This window comes from Pseudomonas sp. NIBRBAC000502773, from assembly GCF_006517195.1.
In the GTDB taxonomy this organism is placed as follows: Bacteria; Pseudomonadota; Gammaproteobacteria; order Pseudomonadales; family Pseudomonadaceae; genus Aquipseudomonas; species Aquipseudomonas marginalis.
The window spans coordinates 5,874,291-5,896,048 of the sequence record NZ_CP041189.1 but is presented as its reverse complement, the minus strand read 5'-3'; the positions used below and the strand labels follow the sequence as shown (position 1 = coordinate 5,896,048).

The following is a 21,758-nucleotide window of genomic DNA, read 5'->3' as shown; positions in this document are numbered from 1 at the left end:
CCAGAGAAAAATACCCAGGACCGCCATCATGCTCGACACTCACGCCCCACCCCGCCGCTCCGTGTGGCTGCCGATCTTCGCCGGCCTGTGCGCCAGCCTGGTCAGCATCGGCCTGGCACGCTTTGCGTACACGCCGTTGATTCCGTCGCTGATCCAGGCCCACTGGTTCAGCGCCAATGACGTGGTGTACCTCGGTGCCGCCAACCTGGTGGGTTACCTGATCGGCGCGCTGATCGGGCGGCCCATTGCCCAGCGCATCTCGAACAGGACCGCGCTGCGCATCATGATGGTGGCGGTGACCCTGGCGTTCTTCGCCTGTGGCTTCCCGCTGTCGGTGGTGTGGTTCTTCGCTTGGCGGCTGCTGTCGGGGATTGCCGGTGGCGCAATCATGGTGCTGGTGGCGGCGACCGTGTTGCCCCATGTTCCGGCAGCGCGACGAGGCTTGGCCAGCGGTGCGATTTTCCTCGGCATCGGCCTGGGCATCGCCGGTTCCGGCACGCTGGTGCCGCCGCTGCTGAGCCTGGGCTTGCAGCAGACCTGGTTCGGCCTCGGCCTGCTGGCCGTGGTGTTGACCGCCGCCAGCTGGTTCGCCTGGCCTGCGGGCACGCTGCATGAAGACGCGCCGCCATCCGGCGCGGCCGTAGCAACGCCTTCCGGCGTGTACCTGCTGTTCGCCCAATACGCCTTTATGGCCGCGGGGCTGGTACCGGCGATGGTGTTCCTGGTGGATTACGTGGCCCGTGGCCTGGGGGCCGGGGCGCATATCGGCGCGATGATCTGGGTGATGTACGGCCTGGGGTCGATTGTCGGGCCGGTCACCTACGGGTTCCTGGCAGACAAACTGGGGGCGCGCTTGAGCATCCGCGTGGTGCTGGTGGTGCAGGCAATTGCCGTCGGTGCGTTGCCGTTTGCCGGCTCGTTGACTGGCCTGGCGGTGCTCGCGGTGATCCTCGGTTCTTTCCCGCCAGGCATCGTGCCGTTGGCGCTGGCGCGGGTGCACGAACTGCTCCCCGACCATCATCAGCAGCAGGTCGCGTGGAGCCGTGCCACGGTGTCCTTTGCGACTTTCCAGGCACTCTCGGGGTTTGCCTATTCCGCCCTGTTCAACGTCAGCGGAGGCCAGCATGCGCTGTTGTTCCTGATCGCCGCCGGGGCGATAGTGGTCGCCCTGGCCCTGGAGCCGGGCATGCGCCTGCTGAACCGCCGGCCGTCCGACGCGGTCCCAACCCATACGCTCATCGCTGCAGGTAATCTGAAATGACGCTTCCCAAAGAAATGACCCTGATCGAAATCACCACCCCCGGTGGCCCCGAGGTGCTGCAACCACGCCGGGCAGATGTACCGGTGGCGGGCCCCGGCGAGATCCTGATTCGCGTGCATGCGGCCGGTGTGAATCGCCCCGACGCCCTGCAACGCGCCGGCAAGTACCCGATGAAACCCGGCATGAACCCGCTGCCTGGCCTGGAAGTGGCGGGCGAAGTCGCCGCGCTGGGCGACGGCGTGAGCGAATTCGCCGTGGGCGATAAGGTCTGCGCCCTGACCAATGGCGGCGGCTATGCGCAGTTCTGCACGGTGCCCGCCAGCCAGGCGCTGCCGATTCCTGAAGGCATGGACTGGATTCAAGCCGCTGCCGTGCCGGAAACCTTCTTCACCGTGTGGGCCAACCTGTTCGGCCTCGGCGATGCCCACACCGGCCAGCGCGTGCTGATCCACGGCGGCACCAGCGGCATCGGTACGACCGCGCTGATGCTGTGCCGCGAATTCGGCATCCAGGCCTTCGCCACTGCCGGCAGCGCCGACAAATGCGCGGCCATTGCCCAGCTGGGCGGCGAGCCGATCAATTATCGCGAGCAGGATTTTGCCGAGGTCATTGCGCAACAGACCAACGGCCAGGGTGTGGATGTGATCCTCGACATCATGGGCGGCTCGTATCTGAACAACAACCTCAAGGCCCTGGCCATGGACGGCCACCTGGTGATGCTGGGTTTCCTCGGCGGCGCCAAGGCCAACGACGTCGACCTGCTGACCATCCTCGGCAAGCGCGCGGTGATTACCGGCTCACTGTTGCGTGCGCGCAGCAAGGCTGAAAAAGCCGCGATTGCCGAACAGTTGCGCGAGTACATCTGGCCGGTACTGGAAGCCGGGCGTTGCCTGCCGATCATCGACAAGGTCTACGAATACACCGACGCCGCCCAGGCCCATGCACGGATGGAAGGTGGGGACCATATCGGCAAGATTGTGTTGCGGGTGGAGTAACCAGCAAGCAACACAAAGCAAATGTGTGAGGCGCAAGCAGCAACCTGTAGTGAGCGGGCTTGCCCCGCGCTGGGCTGCGAAGCAGCCCCAAACACAGCCCCGGAGCTGCCTGACACACTGCAGCGCTCTTATTGGGGCTGCTTCGCAACCCAGCGCGGGGCAAGCCCGCTCACCACAAAAAGCCCGCTCACCACAGTTACAGTGTCCCTTCTTAAATGGCTGGCATCAGGGCAAGCCCCCTCCCACATTGACCGCGCTCTTACTCGGAATAGGTGGGGTAGTCGATGTAGCCCACCTCACCGCCACCATACATCCCCTCTTCCCGCAGCGGGTTCAACGGCCAGCCCTTGAATAGCCGTTGCGGCAGGTCCGGGTTGGCAATGAACGGCCGTCCGAACGCAATCAAATCCGCCAGCCCGGCGTCCACCAGTTTCGCGCCGCGTTCAGCGGTGTAGCGACCGGCGTAGATAATGCGACCGCTGAAGGTGCTGCGCACGGCTTCACGGAAGCTGTCGGGCAGCACGGGGGCGTTGTCCCAGTCGGCTTCGGCGATGGACACGTAGGCGATGCCCGACTGTTCCAGCACCTTGATCGCTTCGATGTAGGTGTGGTGCGGGTCTTCTTCCACCAGGCCGATGTACACACGGTCCTGGTCGGTGCCGCTGAACAACGGCGAGAACCGCACGCCCAGGCGCTCCGGCCCGACCACCTTGCTGACGGCTTCGACGATCTCGCGCAAAAAGCGCAGGCGATTGTGCAGCGAACCACCGTACTCATCGTCGCGCTGGTTGGCATGGGCCGAAATGAACTGGTTGACCAGGTAACCGTTGGCCGAATGAATTTCCACGCCGTCAAACCCGGCGTCCAGGGCATTGCGTGCGGCCTGGGCGTAGTGCCCGACCAATTCTTCAATCTCGAGCACGCTCAAGGCGCGAGGCACCGGCGGCTGCTTCAATTCACCCGTGCCAGGCCCGGTCTCGATAAAGGCCTTGGCTTGCTGGGCTTGAATAGCCGACGGTGCCACCGGTGTGGCGCCGTCAGGCTGCAAGGCGTTATGGGACACACGGCCCACATGCCACAACTGGGCAAAGATCACCCCGCCTTCGGCATGCACCGCGTCGGTGACCTTGCGCCAGCCGTCAATCTGCGCCGGGGTGTAGATGCCCGGCGTCCAGGCATAACCCTGGCCGCGGGGTTCGATCTGCGTGCCTTCGCTGACCATGAAACCGGCCGTAGCGCGCTGGCGGTAATACTCGGCCATCAGGTCGGTGGCGATATCGCCGGGCTGGGCGCTGCGCTGGCGTGTCAACGGTGGCAGCACGATACGGTTGTTCAAGGTGTGATGACCCAGTTTGACCGGGGTACTTAAAACGCTGTTAGTCATTGAGGTATTCCAAATTCGAGACGAGCAAACCCATTGGCGACTGTTGCAAGTCGCCAATGAATGAAAGGGTTAATTAACTTACGCGGTGAGTTTGAGCAGCGCCTTGGCCACGTCACTGGAGCTGGCAGGGTTCTGCCCAGTGATCAGCAAACCATCTTCGAGCACGAAGGATTGCCAGTCGGCGCCCTTCTGATAGTTGCCGCCCAGTGCCTTGAAATCATCTTCAATCAGGAACGGCACCACCTCGGTCAGGCCCACCGCCGCTTCTTCCGAGTTGGAGAAGCCGGTGACGCGACGGCCCTTGACCAGCGGCTCGCCATTGACCGCCTTGACGTGGCGCAAGGCGCCCGGTGCGTGGCAGACAAAGCCGATGGGCTTGCCGGCACGCTCGAAGGACTCAATCAGGGCAATGGACACCGGCGACTCTGCCAGGTCCCACAGCGGGCCGTGGCCGCCTGGGTAGAACACGGTGTCGAAATCGTCAGCGTTGACCGTGTCCAGCTTGACCGTGCTGGCCAGGGCCTGTTGCGCGGCAGGGTCGGCGGCAAAGCGGCGAGTCTGCTCGGTTTGCGCGTCGGGCGCGTCACTCACCGGGTCCAGGGGCGGCTGGCCACCGGCCGGGGAAGCCAGCACCAGTTCGGCGCCGGCGTCCTTGAACACGTAATAGGGTGCGGCAAATTCTTCGAGCCAGAAGCCGGTCTTGCGGCCGGTGTCGCCAAGCTGGTCGTGAGAGGTCAGTACCATTAATACTTTCATTTTCCAGTGCCTCGATCAGTGAATGTCAGTGTGTCCAGGGCAACCCAACAGCTGTCGGGTCAGCAGCAACGCCTCCTCGAAAGGCGCAGATGTCCGGGTGATCTTGCTCATCACGCTGGTCCCCAGCCACAGCGCGTACAGGCGCCGGGCCAGGCTTGCAGGGGCTTGGTCGACAGTCAGGGAACCGTCCTCAAGGCCGCGCTGTATGGCGATGGCGAGTAAATCGATGGTGCGCGACGTGCCACGTTCCAGCGCCAGGCGCATGGGCTCTGAAAGGTCTGACACCTCCGCACCCAGTTTGACGGCAAGGCATTTGCCCGCATCGGTGCAACCGGTCTGATTGTCGATCCAGGCCTGCCAATAACGCATCAACTTGGCCTGCTGGGATAAACCGGGTTGGTCGAACAGTTGCTGCATGCCGTGCACGTAGTTGTCGAAGTAGGTGTCGAGCAACACGACACCGAAGCCATCCTTGGAGTTGAAGTAGTGATAGAACGAACCTTTAGGCACCTGGGCGGCTTGCAGTATTTCGTTCAAGCCCACCGCAGAAAAACCTTTGCGGCCGACAATCAATTGCGCCGTATCAAGAATGGTCTGCCGTGCACCTTTGGTTGGGCTGTTCATGCTTCACTCCGTCCGATTAGACCAGTCGTCTAGTTCGTTGAGGGAATGTTAGGGGCCGCGCCAACCCCTCACAATGTCATATGCGCAAGGATTCCGGACATGACCCGAAGTCGGTTGCCGTTTTCCCGGCAGCCGCCGACAATCCACCCTCCCACGCCCCTGGAGACATGCGATGCACAGCGTTGCGCTGATGGTTTACCCGAACTTCCAATCCCTGAGCCTCAGCCTGGGCTCGGTGTTCGAGTGCGCGAACCTGCTGCGCGGAGAGCCTGCCTATGAGTTTCACCTGGTGTCGGAAAGCGGCGGCGCGGTGATGACGTCCCAGGGCTTTTCGGTGAACACCTCGCCCCTGCGGCCCCAAGGCTATGACACGCTGATCGTCAGCGGTTACCTGGAGTTTCGCCTGCCGGAGGCCAACCTGCTGGCACTGGTCAAGGCTGCCTCGGCTCAATCGCGGCGTGTCGCCTCGCTGTGCATGGGCATCTTCGTGCTGGCCGAGGCCGGTTTGCTCGACGGCAAACGCACCACCACCCACTGGATCCACGCGCCGGCCTTTCGCAAGCGCTACCCGGACATCCGCCTGGAAGAAGACAAGCTGTTTATCGTCGACGGCCAGGTATGGACCGGCGCCGGCATGAGTGCCGGGGTGGACATGGCGCTGGCCATGGTGGAGAACGACCTGGGCAGCGACCTCGCCCGGCGCATTGCGCGCAAGCTGGTGATCGCCCAGCGTCGGGGCAGCGAGCAATCGCAGTTGTCTGCACTGTTGGAGCTGGACCCCAAGTCCGACCGTGTGCAACTGGCCCTGGCCTACGCCCGCGAAAACCTCACCCATGACCTGTCGGTGGACGCCCTGGCCGAGGTGGCCCGGCTGAGCCCGCGCCAGTTCAGCCGGGTATTTCGCGAAGAAACCGGGCAGACGCCGGCCAAGGCCATCGAATCCCTGCGGGTGGAAGCCGCACGGGCGATGATGGAAACCAGCCGTCACCCGGTGGAAGTGGTGGCCCGCGAAACAGGTTTCGGTGATCGCGAGCGCATGCGCCAGGCGTTTCTAAGGGCGTTCGGGCAGCCGCCCCAGGCGATGCAGCACACCTTTAATGCAACACCGCCCGCGTAACCAGGTAACTCATCAACTGCGGGTCATCCGCCAGTTCAAGGGCCTGCACCGGGCGCGGCAGGTTATCCAGCACCGTACGCCAGAACGCCTGGGACACTTCGTCCTGGTCATAAAACCGCACCAGCCAATCCGCCTCGCCGCTGCACAACACCTGGGTGGCGATGGCGCGGCCGATGCCTTTGCGACGATAACGCTTGAGGATAAACAGGTCGGCCAGTTCCAGGGCGTCGACACCCGGCAACTCGCTGCCCTCGATCAGCAGGAAGCCGGCGATATAACCGTCCACCAGCAACAGGTTGGCGCTCCAGTGCGGGTCTTGCCAGTAGCGGTTCAGGTGCTGGTCATGGATGTAGAAACGGCCGTCCGCCTCGACATCTTCCTGCTCCCAGTCCGACGATTCATAGGCGTAGTACTGGTAGAGATTGCGGATCAGCTCGGCTTCTTCGGGGCCGGTCTGGATCAATTCCACGGTGGTTTCAGGCATGGGGCTCTCGGTCAAAAAACGCAGGGCGCCATTGTTCACAAAACCTCGGCGCAGTCCAATAGCGCCGCGAACCTTTCTACTTGCTGAACCGATTGCAAATAGCGGCGAGCCCTGCCGAAGCGCTGAAACATTTCGAATAAACTCCGCCGGCTCGCCACTTTTTCAAGGACACGCACTTTGACCAACGTCTGTACCGCCGGCCTGGATGTGGGCTTCGCCTCCCTGGATTACCTGCAGATCTTTATCCTGGGCGTGATCCAGGGCATTACCGAATTGTTGCCGGTCTCCTCCACCGCCCATATGCGTGTGGTGCCCGCCCTGCTCGGCTGGCAAGACCCCGGCTCGGCGTTTTCGGCGGCCATGCAGCTGGCGGCACTGGCGGCGGTGGTCAGTTACTTCTGGCGCGATGTGCGCCAAGTGACCACGGGCAGCATCGGCGCGGTGCGCCGGGGCGACTACAACGATCCATGGTTCAAGCTCGCGGTGGCGATTGTGTTGGCGACCATTCCGATCGGGATCGCCGGCCTGGCCTTGTCGTCGACCCTGAACGCCTGCAATTCGCCGTTGCGCGGGCTGCTGGTGATCGGTATTTCCTGCGTGGTAATGGCGGTGCTGCTGGCGGCGGCCGAGCTGCGTGCCCGGCATACCCGCGAGGTCAGCCAGATGCGTCTGCGGGATGCGCTGATCGTCGGGGTCGCGCAGATCGGCGCGTTGATTCCGGGCGTATCGCGTTCCGGCTCGACCCTCACCGCGGCCCTGTTCCTCAACTTCAAACGCGAAGAAGCCGCGCGCTTTTCCTTCCTGCTGGGCCTGCCCGCCATCGCCCTCGCCGGTTTGAAGGAGCTGTGGGTGCTGCTGCATGCCGATATGCCCGCCCATGCCTGGCCGCATTTGTTGTTCGGGCTGGTGGTGGCCAGCGTCTCGGCGTTCTTCGCGATCTGGGGCCTGATGAAGTTCCTCGAGCGGTTCTCCACCTGGCCGTTTGTGATCTACCGCGCGCTGCTGGGGGTGTTCCTGATTGTGGCCGTCAGCACCGGGTTGCTGGGTTGATATAACACCCCGTCTCAACCCGGCATCAATCTCATGTGGGAGGGGGCTTGCCCCGATGAGGGCGTGTCAGTTAATGCATCTTTAACTGACCCACCGCCATCGGGAGCAAGCCCCCTCCCACATTTGAACTGCTTTGCTTTACAGCCCGCCCGTACGCTCCGCCAGTGCTTCGAGCAGGTCGGCCGATGGCACGAAAAACAACCCGCCGGTGACCGCCGTGCTGAAGTCGAGCAAGCGGTCGTAGTTGCCTGCCGGGCGGCCGACGAACATGTTTTCCAGCATCTGCTCCAGCGGCTGCGGCGAGCGTGCGTAGCCGATGAAGTAGGTGCCGAACTCCCCGGCACCGGGGCGGCCGAAGGGCATGTTGTCGCGCAGGATTTTCACTTCTTCGCCGTTCTCGTCGGTGATCACGGTCAGGGCGCTGTGGGCATTGCTCGGCTTGGCGTCTTCGCCTAACTCGATATCCGACAGCTTGGTACGCCCGATCACCTTCTCCTGCGCTTCCACCGTCAGGCCGTTCCAGGCGGTCATGTTGTGCAGGTACTTCTGCACCAGCACGTAGCTGCCGCCTTCGAATTCGGGGTCTTCGTCGCCGACGATGGTGAAGCCCACGGCCTTGCGCCCCACCGGGTTCTCGGTGCCGTCGACAAAGCCGATGATGCTGCGCATGTCGAAGTAGCGGAAACCCTGGACTTCATCCACCACCTTCACGCTATCGCCCAGCGCTGTCATCAGCTGGGTGGCGAGTTCAAAGCACAGGTCCATCTGCTCGGCGCGGATATGCAGGAGGATGTCGCCGGGCGTCGACACCGCCATGCGCCCTTCTACACCGAACTCCCGAAACGGGTGCAACGCCGCCGGGCGCGGCGTGCCGAACAAGCGGTCCCAGGCATCCGAACCAAAGCCGCAGACGCAGGTGAGGTTGCCCGCCGGCACGCGCTTGCCCACCGAACGCACCAGCCCGGCGATGTCTGCGCACCAGGCGCGCACGCCGTCTTCACTGCCGGGGGCGATGGTGGCGACCATAAAGATCGCGCTGCTGGTGATCGGGTGGCAGACGGACTGCGGTTCAAGAGGCGGCTGAACGGAGGAAGTCGGCATGGGGCAAATCCAGGCTAAGGGCGGGAGTGAACCCGCGCAGGTTAGCAGATCATTTCCGGCACGCCTGCCACACGTCGCGAATCAACGCCTTGAGCTGCAACGCCTCGGCCCAGCGGTCACTGATTTCACGCCCATCGGCACCGGTAATGGCATAGGGCGGCGGGCCCAGTTCGCAGGTGAAGGACAGGCTGTGCGGGGTCTCGGGGCGGGCCAGCCAGTCTTCGATCCCGTAACGCCACCACGCGGTAAAGCGCTGCACCCAGGCCTGGTGCTGGGGGAACGCCAGCGACACCTGCACCTGTTCGCTGCTGGCCACACGGCCATGAAAGCCCCAGCTGTGGCGCAGGATCGTGCGGATCTGCTCGTCGTCTTCGGCGGCGCCGGGCTCGGGCAGCTCGCGGCCGACCACGTAGTGAGACAGGTCGGCCAGCAGCTTCAAATCGGGCATCTGCGCCAGCAGGTCAAGGGTGAACAGCAGGTCGCTGGTGAGGCGATAGCGGTGGGTTTCCAGCAGCACCGGAAAATCCACCTGCTCGGCCAGGCGCTGCCAGCCTTCGATCAAGCGGGCGGCTTCGGTTTGGGTGCGCGGGCGCACATCGGCTTGCAGGGTGAGGTGGTGGCAGCCGTGGCGGCTGATCACATCCAGTGCCGCCGCCAGGTCGTCGACGCTTTGCGGGAACAACTGGCCTTCGATCTGCAGGCCCCGCGCCGTGGCGGCGGCGTGCAGGCGCGCGACATCAGCGGCCTGCCAGTAGTGATCGGTAATGCCGTCGAAACCGGCGGCCTTGATGCGGTCGAGTTGGGCCTCCAGGGGGCCGGGCTCGGTGTGCATCGCCCAGAGGGATTGGAATACCAGGAATTGGCGCATATCAGCCTCGCAGCAGGTGTTTGAGGGACACGTCAGGGTCGGCCAGGCTGGCCGCGTTCAGGGCGATGCGCGCGCTGATCAGGCGTTCGCACAGCTTGATGTCCTTGGCCACGCTGTTGCCGGGGCCCCAGCCGCAGGCGCCTTGCAAGTGCTGGTCGGCGTCGAGGTAGAACAGCAACAGACCCGCGCCCGGCAAGGCACGGCTGACGGTCAGCGGCGTGATCACGCCCACGGTCTGCAAGCCCCAGTCGTACTGGTCGGACCAGAAGCCGGGCAGCGCTTCGAACGGCTCATCACGCCCGAGCATGTTCAGTGCGGCATGCCGCCCTTGGGCCTCGGCATTGCGCCAGGTTTCCTGGCGCTGGTACTCGCCGCCGAGGCGAAACTCGCACACGTCACCTGCCGCGTAGATGTCCGGCGCGCTGGTGCGCAGGTGCGCGTCGACGCGAATGCCCTGCCCCACCTCCAGCCCCGCCGCCACGGCCAGCTCGATATTCGGTTGCATGCCGATGCCGACCACCACCAGGTCGCAGGGCAGTAACTGCCCGTCCACCAGTTGCACCGCCTCTGCATGGATCGACTCCAACGCCACATTCAAGCGCACGTCGACACCCTGTTGGCGATGCACCTGCAGCAGCGCTTCGGAGATGACCGGCGCCAGCACCCGGCCCGCCAAGCGCGGCCCGGCTTCGAGCACCGTCACCTCGCAGCCCAGGCCCCGTGCCGTGGCCGCGACTTCCAGGCCGATAAACCCGCCGCCGACAATCACCAGCCGCGCTCCGGGTCGCAACGCGGATTTCAGCGCCAGCGCTTCATCATGGGTGCGCAGGTACAGCACGTTGGCCTGCGCCTGGGGCAAGCGTCGCGCCCTGCCGCCGGTGGCCAGCAACAGGCCGGCGTAGGACAGCCACTGGCCGTCAGCCAATTGCAGGCGGTGTTGCGGCGGGTCCAGTTCGCGGACCGGGTTACCGGCGATGTGTTCGATGCCCAACTCAGCGAGCCGGGCGCTGTCGCACAGGCTGCAGCCGGCCAGGTCCATGTTGCCCTGCAACAGGCCCTTGGACAGGGGCGGCCGCTCGTAGGGCACGTGCGGTTCGTCGCCGATCAGGATCAGGCGCCCGCTGTAGCCTTCTTCACGCAGGGTCAATGCCGCGCGGCCACCGGCATGGCCGGCGCCGACGATGATCAGGGCTGCGTTCATCATCAAGCCGTGACGGCGAGCAACACCCGCCCCGCTTCGACCCGCACCGGGTAGGTCTTGAGGTTGACGCACACCGGCGCGCCCAGGGCCTTGCCCGAGCGATAATCGAAGCGCCCGTTGTGCTTGGGGCACTCGATCACATGGTCCATCACCAGGCCGTCGGCGAGGTGGATTTTCTCGTGGGTGCACAGGCCGGCGGTGGCGAAAAACTCATTGTCCGCCGAGCGGAACACCGCGTAGGTGTGCGCCCCGTGGTCGAAGCGCAGCACGTCTTCCGCGTCTATTTCGCCCACGGCGCAGACGTCGATCCATTGATCGTTCATGGCGTTTTCTCTTGTTCTTGGGTGGGATTCAGCCGGCAGTGGCTTCTGCATGCATCGGGGCCCTGGCGGCCGGTTCAGCACTGGGGCGGATGGGACGCTGGACGAAGTAAGTCGGATCGCTGCGCTGCTTCCAGATCGTCGGGATGATCTCCCTGTACGCCTCGAACAGGTTGGCGTACGGCGGCGGGCAGTCGCTGCGGATCTCTTCGTGCAATTGCGCCAAGGCGTGGTACGGCACCATCGGGTACATGTGGTGCTCAAGGTGGTAGTTCATGTCCATGTAGATAAAGCGCAGCACGCGGTTCATGTAGATGGTGCGGCAGTTGCTGCGGTGGTCGAGTACATCTTCGGCCAGGCCCACATGCTGGGTGAGGCCGAACACGTAGCCGAGCCAGGCGCCGTAAATACTGGGCAGCCCGACCAGCATCAGCGGCAGCCAGCTGTGCAGGTACAACGCCGTGCCGATGACCAGCGCATAAATGCCGACCCAGATACGCGCGGCGCGGAACACCTTGGGCCACTCGGATTCGGGGATGAAGTCCGCCTCCTGGGCACTCATCTGGCCGATGGCATGGCGCGCCACACCGCTGAAGGTCTTCCAGGCCAGGGGCAGGTTGAACAGGCTGAGAAACATCATCGGCAGGCTCGGCGGGCGTGGCTCGACGATCTCCGGGTCACGGCCGACGACGATGGTGTCGGTGTGGTGCCGGGCATGGCTCCAGCGCCACACGTGGGGTTCGAAGATGCACATGAAGCTTGCGACCTGGTACAGCACGTCGTTCATCCAGCGGGTCTTGAACGCGGTGCCGTGGCCGGTTTCGTGCCAGCGCGGGTTGGATGCGGTGCCGTACAGCACGCCATAGGCGAGGAAGAACGGTACGCAGGCCCACGTGCCCCAGAACCAGTAGCCGCCGAAGCCGGTGGCCAACAGCGCGGCCGCCCAAATAGCAGTGTCGAACAAGGCCGGGCCGTCGCGGCGTTGCATCAGTTCTTTCATGCGTTTACGGGAAATCGGCGATTGGTACCAACTGGCCGAGACCAGGCCTTTTTCCGCCGCGCGGGCGGCTTCGGGGCCGGTGAGGCTGTAGTCGCGCCGAGCGGTGTGAGCGGTGTGTTCAGGCATTGTTATTGTTCTCCGCAAGCGAGAGGTTTCAGGTGCTTTGCGAAACCAACGATAGAGCGCGGCTAAATCACCCTCAAGGCCTTGAATCCATTCCCTATCAAGCTATCATCCAGGCCCAGCGGGGCTTGATAGTTTTCTATCAAGACGCTCAAGGGGGCTGTCATGAACAACAATAAACGCCCGACCATCGCCACCGTCGCCGCCCATGCGGGCCTCAGCGTGGCCACCGTCGACCGCGTGCTGAATGCGCGCGCGCCAGTCAATCCGCAAACGGCCGAGCAGGTGTTCCAGGCTGCCGAAGCGGTGGGCTATTTTGCTGCACGGTTGATCGGCCAGCGCATACGCGAACGCCGGCCGACCTATCGCTTCGGCATCCTGCTGCTGGGCACCGCCCAGGCGTTCTATGCCCACCTGGCGCAGTCGATCAGCGAGGCGGCGCAGCATCACGCCAGCGCCAACCTGACCTGCCAATTCGACTACATCAACGACCGCACACCCAGCGCCATCGTCGCGCAGATCGAACAACTGGCCGTGCAGTGCGATGGCCTCGCCGTGGTCAGCTTCGCCCACCCGCTGATCAACGCCTGCCTGGCGCAGATCCGCGAGGCCGGTGTGCCGGTGGTGGCCCTGCTCTCGGATATTCACGAGCAAGCCCTTGAACCCTACGTGGGCCAGGACAACCACGTGGTCGGCCGCACCATGGGTTGGCTGCTCGCCCGCACCTGTGGCGCCCGCAAAGGCAGCGTGGGGATCCTGCTCGGCGGCCATCGCTTCCTCGGGCACCAGGCACGGGTCGAAGGCCTGCACAGCTACCTCGCCGAATACGCCCCCGGCCTCAAACCGCTGGAGCCACTGATCAACCTGGACAACTGCGACATCACCGAAGAAGCCACCCTCGACCTGCTCACCCGCCACACCGACTTGCGCGGCCTGTGCGTGGTGGGCGGCGGCGGCGACGGCATCATCAGCGCCCTCGCGCAACTGCCCAAGCGCCCCGCGTTGTGCTGCATTTTGCAGGAGTCCACGGCGCTGTCACGCCAGGCGCTGAGCCAGGGGTTGATCGATGTGGTGATGGATTCCCAGCCCAGGCAGACAGCGAACGCGCTGGTGCAGTTGCTGGTGGAATTGCAGAGTGCCGAGGGGTTTGATCCGGAGCGGCATCGGGTGCATATCGCGCCGCAGATTGTGACGTCGGAGAACATGTGTGCCTGATACATGGAGATCAAAAGGTGGGAGGGGGCTTGCCCCCGATAGCGGTGGGTCAGTTAAGTAGATGTCAACTGACACTCAGCTATCGGGGGCAAGTCGAATCGTCGCACCGCCCCTCCCACATCGACCGCGTTCCATTGGTGGGCGGGTGGCGTTTTGTCATGGTTTGTAAAGGGCCAGCAAGGCCGGTCCCTTTTAATTGCAGGACGTTTCCTAGACAATCCTGGCCGCCTTGTGCCTGCTGGAATCGGTGGCTAGTCTGCGGTCCGTCACTGCTCATCAGTGATCGGGTTTAGTCGCCCGTTACCAGTTTGCGCAAGCTGTCGCCATGTTCATGGTGGCTGTGCGCAGGGCACCTTCGGGTGCGCCGGGTTCAACTGGCCGGTCGACTAACCTGCGTACAGCCGCCACCCGACGTTTAGTCGCGAAAGGTTCGGTTCCTTACCTACCAGTTGGAATTACACCATGAACAAAGTCCTACCCGATCCACCCCACGATCCCGCCAAAGACCGCGCCGCCTTCAACCGCGCCATCGATCACTATCTCCCCACCCAAGGCTTTCACTCCGTCAACGAAGACCTGAGCTTTGAAGATGCCCTGCTCTACACCGCCAGTTTGCTCGACAGTGCGTCGGCGACTGCGTTGGATTGTGGGGAGCAACTGGAAAGCCCGGAGCGGGCGAAGATTTTGGCGGTGTGGCATTTGCTGGAAATTGCCAAAACCACTGTGGATCGCTCCATCAACTGCCTAAAACGCGGTTAAACATGTGAGAGGGGGCTTGCCCCCGATGGCGGTGGATCAGTTAAGTAGATGTCAACTGACACTCCGCTATCGGGGCAAGGGTATCTACGCAACTTTTCAGACCCTGACAAATCTCCCTGTGGCGAGCGGGCTTGTCCCGCGTTGGGCTGCGCAGCAGCCCCAGTCAAGAAGATCGCGGTGTATCAGACACTCTGTAGAGGCTGGTTTTGGGGCTGCTGCGCAGCCCAGCGCGGGGCAAGCCCGCTCACCACGACAGCCCTATCCGCCGCGCTTTCAGCGTTGAGCCAACGTTGTGTAGATACCTATGGCTATCGGGGGCAATCCCCCTCCCACATGTCGACCTTACGCGCCGCGAAAATCTGCGGCACTCAGCCCGAACCGACTCATCTTGTTGTACAGCCCACCCCGCGATACGTTCAGTTGCCGGGCGGCCAGGCGGATGTTGCCGCCGGTGCTTTTGAGGGCGGCGACGATGGCGTGCATTTCGTGGCTGCTCAGGTCCTGGGCGGGCTGAGGTTCGTGGTGGCGCAGCGTGGCGCGCGGTCTGGTTTCCAGGGGTAGATCGGCTGCCTGGATCAGTTCGCCCGTCGCCAGGTTGGTGGCGCGTTCGATGCTGTTTTCCAGCTCGCGCACATTGCCTGGCCAGGCGTAGGCCGAGAGCACTTCCAGCGCATCCGGGGCAAAGCCCTGCACCGCTTTACGCAGCGAACGGGCGCAGCGCGTGAGGAAGTGCCGCGCCAGCAACGGGATGTCTTCACGGCGCATGCGCAGCGGCGGTACGGTCAGGTTCAGGACGTTGAGTCGGTAGTAGAGGTCTTCACGGAACGCCCCTTCGGCCACTGCCTGGCTGAGGTTGCGGTGGGTAGCGGCGATGATCCTTACGTCCACGGGCCGTGAGCTTTTCGCGCCGACGCGGGTGATCTCGCCTTCCTGCAACACACGCAACAGGCTGACCTGAGCGTCGAAGGACATATCGCCGATCTCATCCAGAAAGATGGTGCCGCCATCTGCCAGTTCAAACTTGCCCGCCGACCCGCCCCGGGCCGAGCCGGTAAACGCGCCCTCGACATGCCCGAACAGCTCGCTCTGCACCAGGTCCCGTGGGATCGCGCCGCAGTTGACCGCCACGAACGGGCCGTTGGCGCGGTCGCTGGCGTTGTGGATGGCCTGGGCGAACAGCTCCTTGCCGGTGCCGCTTTCGCCGAGGATCAGGGTGGTGGATTCACTGCGACTGGCGATGCGTCCCAGGTGCAGCGCGTCCTGGATCGCCCGCGACGTGCCCTGGATAGTGTCAAAGGTGTAGCGCGCCTGGGTGCTGATGATGCGCCGGGTGATTTCACGGATGCGGCGGTTCTCGCGCAGGGACACGATCACCCCGCCCTGCTCCAGCGGGCACACCGAGACCAGGCAGGCGAGCTGGCTGCGGTCGTGCAGGTGGAAGGTGCAATCGAGGTCACGCACCGGCTCACCGCCGCGCAAAAGCATGGCGTCACTCAATTCACTGCGGCCCAGGCGCTGGAAGGGGCTGCCGATCAGCTCCAGCCCCACCCTGAACAGTTGCCGGGCATAACGGTTGAGCGCCTTGATGCAGCCACGCTCATCGAGCACCACCAGGCCTTCGTTAAGCACTTCGAGCACGGTTTGCTGCTCTTCCAACAGCGCTTGCAAGGCCATCTGGCGGGAGACCGCTTCGGCAGCCGCCTGCACGGTGCCGAGGGTGTGAAAATGAAACCAGCCGGGTTCGGCGGTGAGGGTCAGCATCGCCAGGGTCTGGCCCTGGGCATTCCTGATTGGCGCGGCGGCGCAGTGCATGCGGCGTTGGCGCAGGCCGCTGCCGAAGTTCTCCTCGGCCAGCACGTACACCAGGCGGTCTTCGGCCAGGGCCAGGCCGGTGCAGTTGGTGCCCTGGACCGATTCGAGCAGGCGACTGCCGACGGGGGTGATGTCCAGCCCGCAGAAATACAGGGTGGTGCCGTCGGCGTCGGTGAGGTTGATATGCCCTCGCGGGTTATAGGCCAGCAGGCCATGCATGACCTGCGCAGCGGCGGCGATCAGGACGCGGTGGGTGGCCAGGGTGGCAGCAAGGTCGTGGGGCGCCACAAAGCGGTACTGGCTGTCATCCGGGTCGATACCCGCCTCGACACTGCGGCGCCAGGAATCCCAGATCACCTGCCGCACCTCGGCCGGGCGCTGCACCTGCCCGGCCAGGCACGCGCGCCACGCCTGTTCCAGCGCAGCCACGGGGCCGTCGTTCAGCGCCGCAGGCCCCAAGGCTGTCAGGTAGTCGAGGTCTTGTACGCTGAACGCCATGCTCATCAGGCAGTATCCATGTTCATGTTTTTGACATGTCAGTATAGGCATGTCATCAGAATGAACACATTTTGTTTATTGTATTTTATAAAGTCTTAATTATCAGATAGTTATAAATTGGCATAACCTTTGCTCCAGCCCCTTTGCCAGCCAGGGCTGCCCTGCGGCCAACAATAAAAAGGGGTTATTTCATGAGTACACAGAACATCCGCCTGGGCTTGATCGGTGCAGGTCGCATGGGCAGCTTCCACGGCCTGACCGCTGCGCGACACATCCCCGGCGCGAGCCTCGCCGCCATTGCCGACCCCACTCCCGGCCAAGCCGCACGCCTGGCGGCCGAACTGGGAGTAGCCAAGGTCTACACCGACCCGCAACAGCTGCTCGACGACCCGGACATCGACGGCGTCCTCATCGCCGCCCCCGCCCGCAGCCACGCCGAACTGGTGATCAGCGCCGCCCGTGCCGGCAAGGGGATCTTCTGCGAAAAACCCATGGCCATCACCCTCGACGAAGCCGACCGCGCCATTGCCGCCGCGGCCGATGCGCGCGTGCCGCTGCAGGTCGGTTTCAATCGGCGTTTCGCCAAGAGCTTCCGCACGGCCCACCTCGACGTGGCGGCCGGCCGCATCGGCACGCCGCAGTTGTTGCGCTCGCTGACCCGCGACCCGGCACTCAACAACCCGGCCAATTCGCCGCAATGGGTGATCTTCCTGGAAACCCTGATCCACGACTTCGACACCCTGCGCTACCTCAACCCCGGTGCCGAAGCGGTGCAGGTGTATGTGATGGCCGACGCACTGATCGCGCCGGAGTACAAAAGCAAAGGCTTCCTCGACACCGCCGTGGTCGCGATCCGCTTCGACAACGGCGCCATCGCCACCGCCGAGGCCAACTTCCAGGCGGTGTATGGCTACGACGTGCGCGGCGAAGTGTTCGGCAGCGCAGGCATGCTGAGCATGGGCAGCCTCAACGACTCCGACCTGGTGCGCTACCTGGCCGAGGGCATCCAGGCCGACACCCAGCGCATGGACACCGACCTGCTGCGCGACGCCTACATCGCCGAACTCAACCACTTTGTCGACTGCCTGCGCAGCGGCGCCAAGCCCATGGCCAGTGGTAAAGACGCGCGCGCCGCCCTGGCGATCGCCCGCGCCTGTATCGAATCGTTCCAGACCGGCAAGGCCGTGGCCGTGCAGGGAGCCCGCTGATGAGCCCGTTCAAACTGGCGATCAGTGCCGAGATGGTGTTTCTCGACCTGCCCTTCGTCGAGCGCGTGAAGCGCATCCATGCACTGGGTTTCAGTGCCGAAATCTGGAACTGGACCAATAAAGACATCAGCGCCCTGGCCGCCACCGGCGCCGATTTCACTTCGATGACCGGCTATATCAGCGGCACCCTCACCGACCCCGACGGCATCCGCCAACTGCTCGACAGTGCGCGCGAATCCATCGGCGTCGCCGAGCGCCTGAACTGCCCCAGCCTCAACCTGCACGGCACCGGCCTCGGTGACGGCGGCCTGCCGGTGCAGCCCGTGGGCCAGACCACCGGGCGCATGTGGCTGAGCGCGTGCAAGGCGCTGGAAAAGATCGCGCGCCTGGGCGAAGACGCCGGCCGCGTGTTCCTGCTGGAAAACCTCAACACCGAGGTCGACCACCCCGGCACCCCGTTCGCCCGCGCCGACGACACCCTGGCACTGATCGAAGCCGTGGGCAGCCCGCACCTGAAGATGAACCTGGACCTGTACCACGCGCAGATCGGCGAAGGAAACCTGATCGAGCTGATCCAGCGCGCAGGCAGCGCCATCGGTGAAATCCAGGTGGCCGACGTGCCCGGACGCCAGGAGCCCGGCACCGGCGAAATCCACTACCCGGCCATAGCCAGGGCCCTGCACGCCATGGGTTACAACGGCGTGGTCGGCCTCGAAGGCTGGGCCAGCGGCGACAGCGAGTTGGCCCTGGAGCGTTTCCGTCAAGCGTTCACCCTATAACAATAAAAGGAACACCCTCATGCATCGCTATTCATTGCTTGTTGCTGCATTTTTACTGCTGTTCAGCCAATGGACCTTCGCCGCGTATCGCATCGGCGTGAGCATCGCGCGGGTCGACGATAACTTCATGACCTACGTGCGCACCGGCCTGGAAAATGCCGCCAAGCAACAGGACGTGCAGATCCAGTTCGAAGACGCCCAGGGCGACGTGGTGCGCCAGCTCAACCAGGTCGAAGGTTTTCTGAACCAGAAAGTCGACGCCGTGATCGTGCTGCCGGTGGACACCGCCGCCACCGCCAACATGACCCGCGCCGCCGTGGCGGCCAAGACGCCGCTGGTGTACGTCAACCGCCACCCGGATGAGCGCACCTTGCCCAAGGGCGTGATCACCGTGGCATCCAACGATATCGAGGCCGGGCAACTGCAGATGCGCTACCTCGCGGAAAAGCTCGGCGGCAAAGGCAATGTGGCGATCATCATGGGCGACCTCGCGCAGAACGCCACCCATGACCGCACCGAAGGCGTCAAGCAGGTGCTCAAGGACTTTCCCGGCATCAAGGTGGTGGAGCAGCAAAGCGCCGAGTGGCAACGCAACAAGGGCATGGACCTGACCAGCAACTGGCTGCTGGCCGGCACGCAGTTCGATGCGATTGTGGCCAACAACGATGAAATGGCGATTGGCGCGGCCATGGCCTTGCAACAGGCGGGCAAGGCCAAGGGCGAGATTGCGATTATCGGCATCGACGGCTTGCCCGACGGTCTGGCGGCGATCAAGCGCGGCATGCTCACGGCGTCGGTATTCCAGGACCCCAAGGCCCAGGCCACGCAAGCGGTGCAGTCGGCGATCAGGATGATCAAGGGCGAGTCGATCGAGTCCGAGGTGTGGGTGCCGTTCGAGCTCATCAAGCCCGAACAGGTGGCAGTGTTCGAACAGCGCTACAAGTAAATCGAAGATAAGGCGATCAAAATGTGGGAGGGGGCTTGCCCCCAATGGCAGTGGGTCAGTTGATACATCCGTGACTGATCCACCGCTATCGGGGGCAATCCCCCTCCCACACTTGGATCTCAATCAGTCCAGGTCACTTGCATCATGGCGCTCGGGCAACTGTTCCTCGCCCGACACCCGATTCACCCGCCGCCCACGCTGCACCGCCGGCCGCGCCTCAATCGCGTCCGCCCAGCGCTGTACGTGCTTGTACTCGTGCACCGAGAGAAACTCCGCCGCCCCATACAAGCGGCCTTTGACCAACCCGCCGTACCATGGCCAGATGGCGATATCGGCGATGGTGTATTCATCCCCGGCGATGTATTCGCTCACGGCCAGGCGCTGGTCCAGCACATCCAGTTGGCGCTTGGTTTCCATGGCAAAGCGGTTGATCGGGTATTCCATCTTGCTCGGCGCATAGGCATAGAAATGCCCGAAGCCGCCGCCCAGGTAGGGCGCGCTGCCCATCTGCCAGAACAACCACGACAGGCATTCCGCGCGGGCCGCCGGCTCGGTGGGGAAGAAGGCGCCGAACTTCTCGGCCAGGTACTGCAGGATCGCGCCGGATTCGAACACGCGAATCGGCTGGACGCCGCTATGGTCCATCAAGGCCGGGATCTTCGAGTTCGGGTTGACCCCGACAAAGCCGCTGCCGAACTGGTCGCCGTCGCCGATCTTGATCAGCCAGGCGTCGTATTCCGCGCCGCTGTGCCCCAGGGCCAGCAGTTCCTCGAGCAGGATGGTGACCTTCTGCCCATTGGGCGTGGCCAGGGAATACAGCTGCAGCGGATGCTTGCCGACCGGCAATTGCTTTTCATGGGTGGCGCCGGCGATGGGCCGGTTGATGCTGGCGAAGGTGCCGCCACTTTCAGCGTCCCAGGTCCAGACCTTGGGTGGGACATAGCTGGATGAATCGGTCATGCTCACTGCTCCTGAGGCGCTTGGGATGGATGAATTCAAAGCGCATCTTACCGATTGGCTCACATTCAGATACCCCACATGGCCGACAGACTTGAAGATATTCTCGCCAATCACCTGAAGGTCGTGTTCTGCGGCATCAACCCCGGCAAGGGTTCCGCCGCCCTCGGCCTGCATTTCGCCAACCGCAGCAACCGCTTCTGGCGCACCCTGCACCTGGCCGGCTTCACGCCCCATGAAATCCGCCCCGAACACGGGCGTACGCTGCTGCACTACCACTGCGGCCTGACCACGTTGGTGGAACGTCCCACGGCCAGCGCGGGCGAATTGGCACGGCATGAGTTCACCCAGGCCGCGACGGGCTTCGAACACAAGATCCGCCACTGCGCGCCGCGCTTCGTGGCGTTCCTGGGCAAGCCCGGCTACAGCGCGTTGAGCGGCCAACGCGAGATCGCCTGGGGCTTGCAGCCAAAGGTGCTGGGCGGTGCGTCAGTGTGGGTGCTGCCCAATCCCAGCGGACGCAACCTGGCGTTCAGCCTGGAGCAGCTGGTGCAGGCGTATCAACAATTGCGCCGGGCGACCGAGTGCCCTTAATCTCTTGGGCTCGTCACCCTGATAGCAATGGAGGCTTCATGAAACTGATCGGCATGCTGGACTCGCCCTACGTGCGCCGCGTGGCTATTTCCCTGGACCTGTACGGGGTGGATTTCGTGCATGAACCCCTGTCCGTGTTCCGCACCTTCGACGAATTTGCGCAGATCAACCCGGTGGTCAAGGCCCCTACCCTGGTGCTGGACGACGGCACGGTATTGATGGACTCCAGCCTGATCCTGGAGTACCTGGAAACCCTGGCCCCGGCTGACAGGAAGCTGTTGCCCCGGCAACCTGCGGCACTGGCCAAGGACTTGCACGTTCTGGGACTGGCGCTGGCAGCCTGCGAGAAGAGCGTGCAGATCGTCTATGAACATAACCTGCGCCCGGCCGAGAAGCTGCATGCACCGTGGCTTGAGCGCGTGAGCGGGCAATTGCTCGCGGCCTATGGGTTGCTGGACAAGCAATTGGGCGACAGCGAAGCACTGACCCAGGCGTCGATTACGGCGGCGGTGGCCTGGTCGTTCAGCCAGTTCACCGTGGCGTCGGTGGTCAAGGCGGATGCATTTCCCAACCTGCAACGGCATGCCGAAAGGCTGGAGCAGCATCCGGCGTTCACGCGTTACCCCATCGAATAAGCGACACAGTTTCAAATGTGGGAGGGGGCTTGCTCCCGATAAGGGTGGGTCAGTTGTAGAAGTACTGTCTG

The 21,758-nt window shown here is 63.8% G+C and carries 21 protein-coding genes and 1 pseudogene; 11 read left to right on the top strand and 11 right to left on the bottom strand.

Annotated features, from left to right (window positions below; translation table 11 throughout):
- The first annotated feature begins 28 nt into the window (after positions 1–28).
- A complete protein-coding gene (locus NIBR502773_RS27315; protein WP_115488563.1) occupies positions 29–1,261 on the top strand; it encodes a YbfB/YjiJ family MFS transporter in 1,233 nt (410 codons plus the stop codon).
- On the top strand, positions 1,258–2,256 hold the full coding sequence (locus tag NIBR502773_RS27310; RefSeq protein ID WP_115488562.1) for an NAD(P)H-quinone oxidoreductase: 999 nt from the start codon (positions 1,258–1,260) through the stop codon (positions 2,254–2,256). The genes NIBR502773_RS27315 and NIBR502773_RS27310 overlap by 4 nt, the downstream gene beginning before the upstream one ends.
- A 259-nt stretch (positions 2,257–2,515) precedes the next feature.
- On the opposite strand, the gene NIBR502773_RS27305 is transcribed toward NIBR502773_RS27310, so the two are convergent.
- The 3 genes and pseudogenes from NIBR502773_RS27305 to NIBR502773_RS27295 all read right to left on the bottom strand — a co-directional run bounded on the left by NIBR502773_RS27305 (position 2,516) and on the right by NIBR502773_RS27295 (position 5,020).
- On the bottom strand, positions 2,516–3,640 hold the full coding sequence (locus NIBR502773_RS27305; RefSeq protein WP_141157415.1) for an alkene reductase: 1,125 nt from the start codon (positions 3,638–3,640) through the stop codon (positions 2,516–2,518).
- Between the two features lie 78 nt (positions 3,641–3,718).
- Positions 3,719–4,396, bottom strand: coding sequence for a type 1 glutamine amidotransferase domain-containing protein (locus NIBR502773_RS27300; RefSeq protein ID WP_027607567.1), 678 nt, complete (start codon positions 4,394–4,396; stop codon positions 3,719–3,721).
- Positions 4,393–5,020: pseudogene (locus NIBR502773_RS27295) on the bottom strand (TetR/AcrR family transcriptional regulator). Before NIBR502773_RS27295 ends, NIBR502773_RS27300 begins: the two are co-directional and overlap by 4 nt.
- A 172-nt stretch (positions 5,021–5,192) precedes the next feature.
- Between NIBR502773_RS27295 and NIBR502773_RS27290 the strand changes: the two are divergent.
- Positions 5,193–6,137, top strand: a complete 945-nt coding sequence (locus NIBR502773_RS27290; protein ID WP_027607569.1) for a GlxA family transcriptional regulator — start codon at positions 5,193–5,195, stop codon at positions 6,135–6,137.
- Here NIBR502773_RS27290 and NIBR502773_RS27285 read toward each other — a convergent pair.
- Complete coding sequence (locus NIBR502773_RS27285; protein WP_141157413.1) at positions 6,115–6,621, bottom strand: GNAT family N-acetyltransferase; 507 nt, start codon at positions 6,619–6,621, stop codon at positions 6,115–6,117. The genes NIBR502773_RS27290 and NIBR502773_RS27285 overlap by 23 nt on opposite strands.
- A gap of 177 nt (positions 6,622–6,798) precedes the next feature.
- Between NIBR502773_RS27285 and NIBR502773_RS27280 the strand changes: the two genes are divergently transcribed.
- Positions 6,799–7,671, top strand: coding sequence for an undecaprenyl-diphosphate phosphatase (locus NIBR502773_RS27280; RefSeq protein WP_092359732.1), 873 nt, complete (start codon positions 6,799–6,801; stop codon positions 7,669–7,671).
- Between the two features lie 138 nt (positions 7,672–7,809).
- Here NIBR502773_RS27280 and NIBR502773_RS27275 read toward each other — a convergent pair whose 3' ends face one another.
- Genes NIBR502773_RS27275 through NIBR502773_RS27255 form a run of 5 tightly spaced genes read right to left on the bottom strand, consistent with a single transcriptional unit; the run spans position 7,810 to position 12,287 of the window.
- The gene (locus tag NIBR502773_RS27275; RefSeq protein ID WP_141157412.1) at positions 7,810–8,772 is read right to left on the bottom strand and encodes a Dyp-type peroxidase; all 963 of its coding nucleotides are present in this window, start codon (positions 8,770–8,772) and stop codon (positions 7,810–7,812) included.
- A 49-nt stretch (positions 8,773–8,821) separates the two neighbouring features.
- Entirely contained in the window at positions 8,822–9,640 is an 819-nt protein-coding gene (locus tag NIBR502773_RS27270) for a sugar phosphate isomerase/epimerase (RefSeq protein ID WP_098479788.1), read from the bottom strand.
- 1 nt (position 9,641) lies between these two features.
- Positions 9,642–10,841: an NAD(P)/FAD-dependent oxidoreductase gene (locus tag NIBR502773_RS27265; protein WP_141157411.1), complete on the bottom strand. Its 1,200-nt coding sequence runs from the start codon at positions 10,839–10,841 to the stop codon at positions 9,642–9,644.
- 2 nt (positions 10,842–10,843) lie between these two features.
- Entirely contained in the window at positions 10,844–11,164 is a 321-nt protein-coding gene (locus tag NIBR502773_RS27260; RefSeq protein ID WP_027607575.1) for a MocE family 2Fe-2S type ferredoxin, read from the bottom strand.
- Positions 11,165–11,192: 28 nt separating this feature from the next.
- Positions 11,193–12,287: a fatty acid desaturase family protein gene (locus NIBR502773_RS27255; protein WP_115488554.1), complete on the bottom strand. Its 1,095-nt coding sequence runs from the start codon at positions 12,285–12,287 to the stop codon at positions 11,193–11,195.
- A 162-nt stretch (positions 12,288–12,449) separates the two neighbouring features.
- On the opposite strand from NIBR502773_RS27255, the gene NIBR502773_RS27250 reads away from it, so the two are divergent.
- Both NIBR502773_RS27250 and NIBR502773_RS27245 read left to right on the top strand, forming a co-directional pair.
- Entirely contained in the window at positions 12,450–13,499 is a 1,050-nt protein-coding gene (locus NIBR502773_RS27250; RefSeq protein ID WP_141157410.1) for a LacI family DNA-binding transcriptional regulator, read from the top strand.
- Positions 13,500–13,961: 462 nt separating this feature from the next.
- Positions 13,962–14,258, top strand: coding sequence for a DUF6124 family protein (locus NIBR502773_RS27245; RefSeq protein ID WP_053128775.1), 297 nt, complete (start codon positions 13,962–13,964; stop codon positions 14,256–14,258).
- 342 nt (positions 14,259–14,600) lie between these two features.
- Here the strand turns inward: NIBR502773_RS27245 and NIBR502773_RS27240 are convergent, their stop codons facing one another.
- On the bottom strand, positions 14,601–16,574 hold the full coding sequence (locus tag NIBR502773_RS27240) for a sigma-54-dependent Fis family transcriptional regulator (RefSeq protein WP_141157409.1): 1,974 nt from the start codon (positions 16,572–16,574) through the stop codon (positions 14,601–14,603).
- 185 nt (positions 16,575–16,759) lie between these two features.
- Here NIBR502773_RS27240 and NIBR502773_RS27235 point away from each other — a divergent pair, with 185 nt between their 5' ends.
- The 3 genes from NIBR502773_RS27235 to NIBR502773_RS27225 are packed head-to-tail and all read left to right on the top strand — an operon-like array spanning position 16,760 to position 19,501.
- A complete protein-coding gene (locus tag NIBR502773_RS27235; protein ID WP_141157408.1) occupies positions 16,760–17,776 on the top strand; it encodes a Gfo/Idh/MocA family oxidoreductase in 1,017 nt (338 codons plus the stop codon).
- On the top strand, positions 17,776–18,555 hold the full coding sequence (locus NIBR502773_RS27230; protein WP_027607580.1) for a TIM barrel protein: 780 nt from the start codon (positions 17,776–17,778) through the stop codon (positions 18,553–18,555). The genes NIBR502773_RS27235 and NIBR502773_RS27230 overlap by 1 nt, the downstream gene beginning before the upstream one ends.
- Positions 18,556–18,574: 19 nt before the next feature.
- Positions 18,575–19,501, top strand: a complete 927-nt coding sequence (locus tag NIBR502773_RS27225; protein WP_115488550.1) for a sugar ABC transporter substrate-binding protein — start codon at positions 18,575–18,577, stop codon at positions 19,499–19,501.
- Between the two features lie 123 nt (positions 19,502–19,624).
- Here NIBR502773_RS27225 and yghU read toward each other — a convergent pair whose 3' ends face one another.
- Entirely contained in the window at positions 19,625–20,461 is an 837-nt protein-coding gene (gene yghU / locus NIBR502773_RS27220; RefSeq protein WP_027607582.1) for a glutathione-dependent disulfide-bond oxidoreductase, read from the bottom strand.
- A 78-nt stretch (positions 20,462–20,539) separates the two neighbouring features.
- On the opposite strand from yghU, the gene mug reads away from it, so the two are divergent.
- Both mug and NIBR502773_RS27210 read left to right on the top strand, forming a co-directional pair.
- Positions 20,540–21,052: a G/U mismatch-specific DNA glycosylase gene (gene mug / locus NIBR502773_RS27215; protein ID WP_141157407.1), complete on the top strand. Its 513-nt coding sequence runs from the start codon at positions 20,540–20,542 to the stop codon at positions 21,050–21,052.
- Between the two features lie 38 nt (positions 21,053–21,090).
- Positions 21,091–21,687, top strand: coding sequence for a glutathione S-transferase family protein (locus NIBR502773_RS27210; RefSeq protein ID WP_141157406.1), 597 nt, complete (start codon positions 21,091–21,093; stop codon positions 21,685–21,687).
- Positions 21,688–21,758 lie beyond the last annotated feature (71 nt).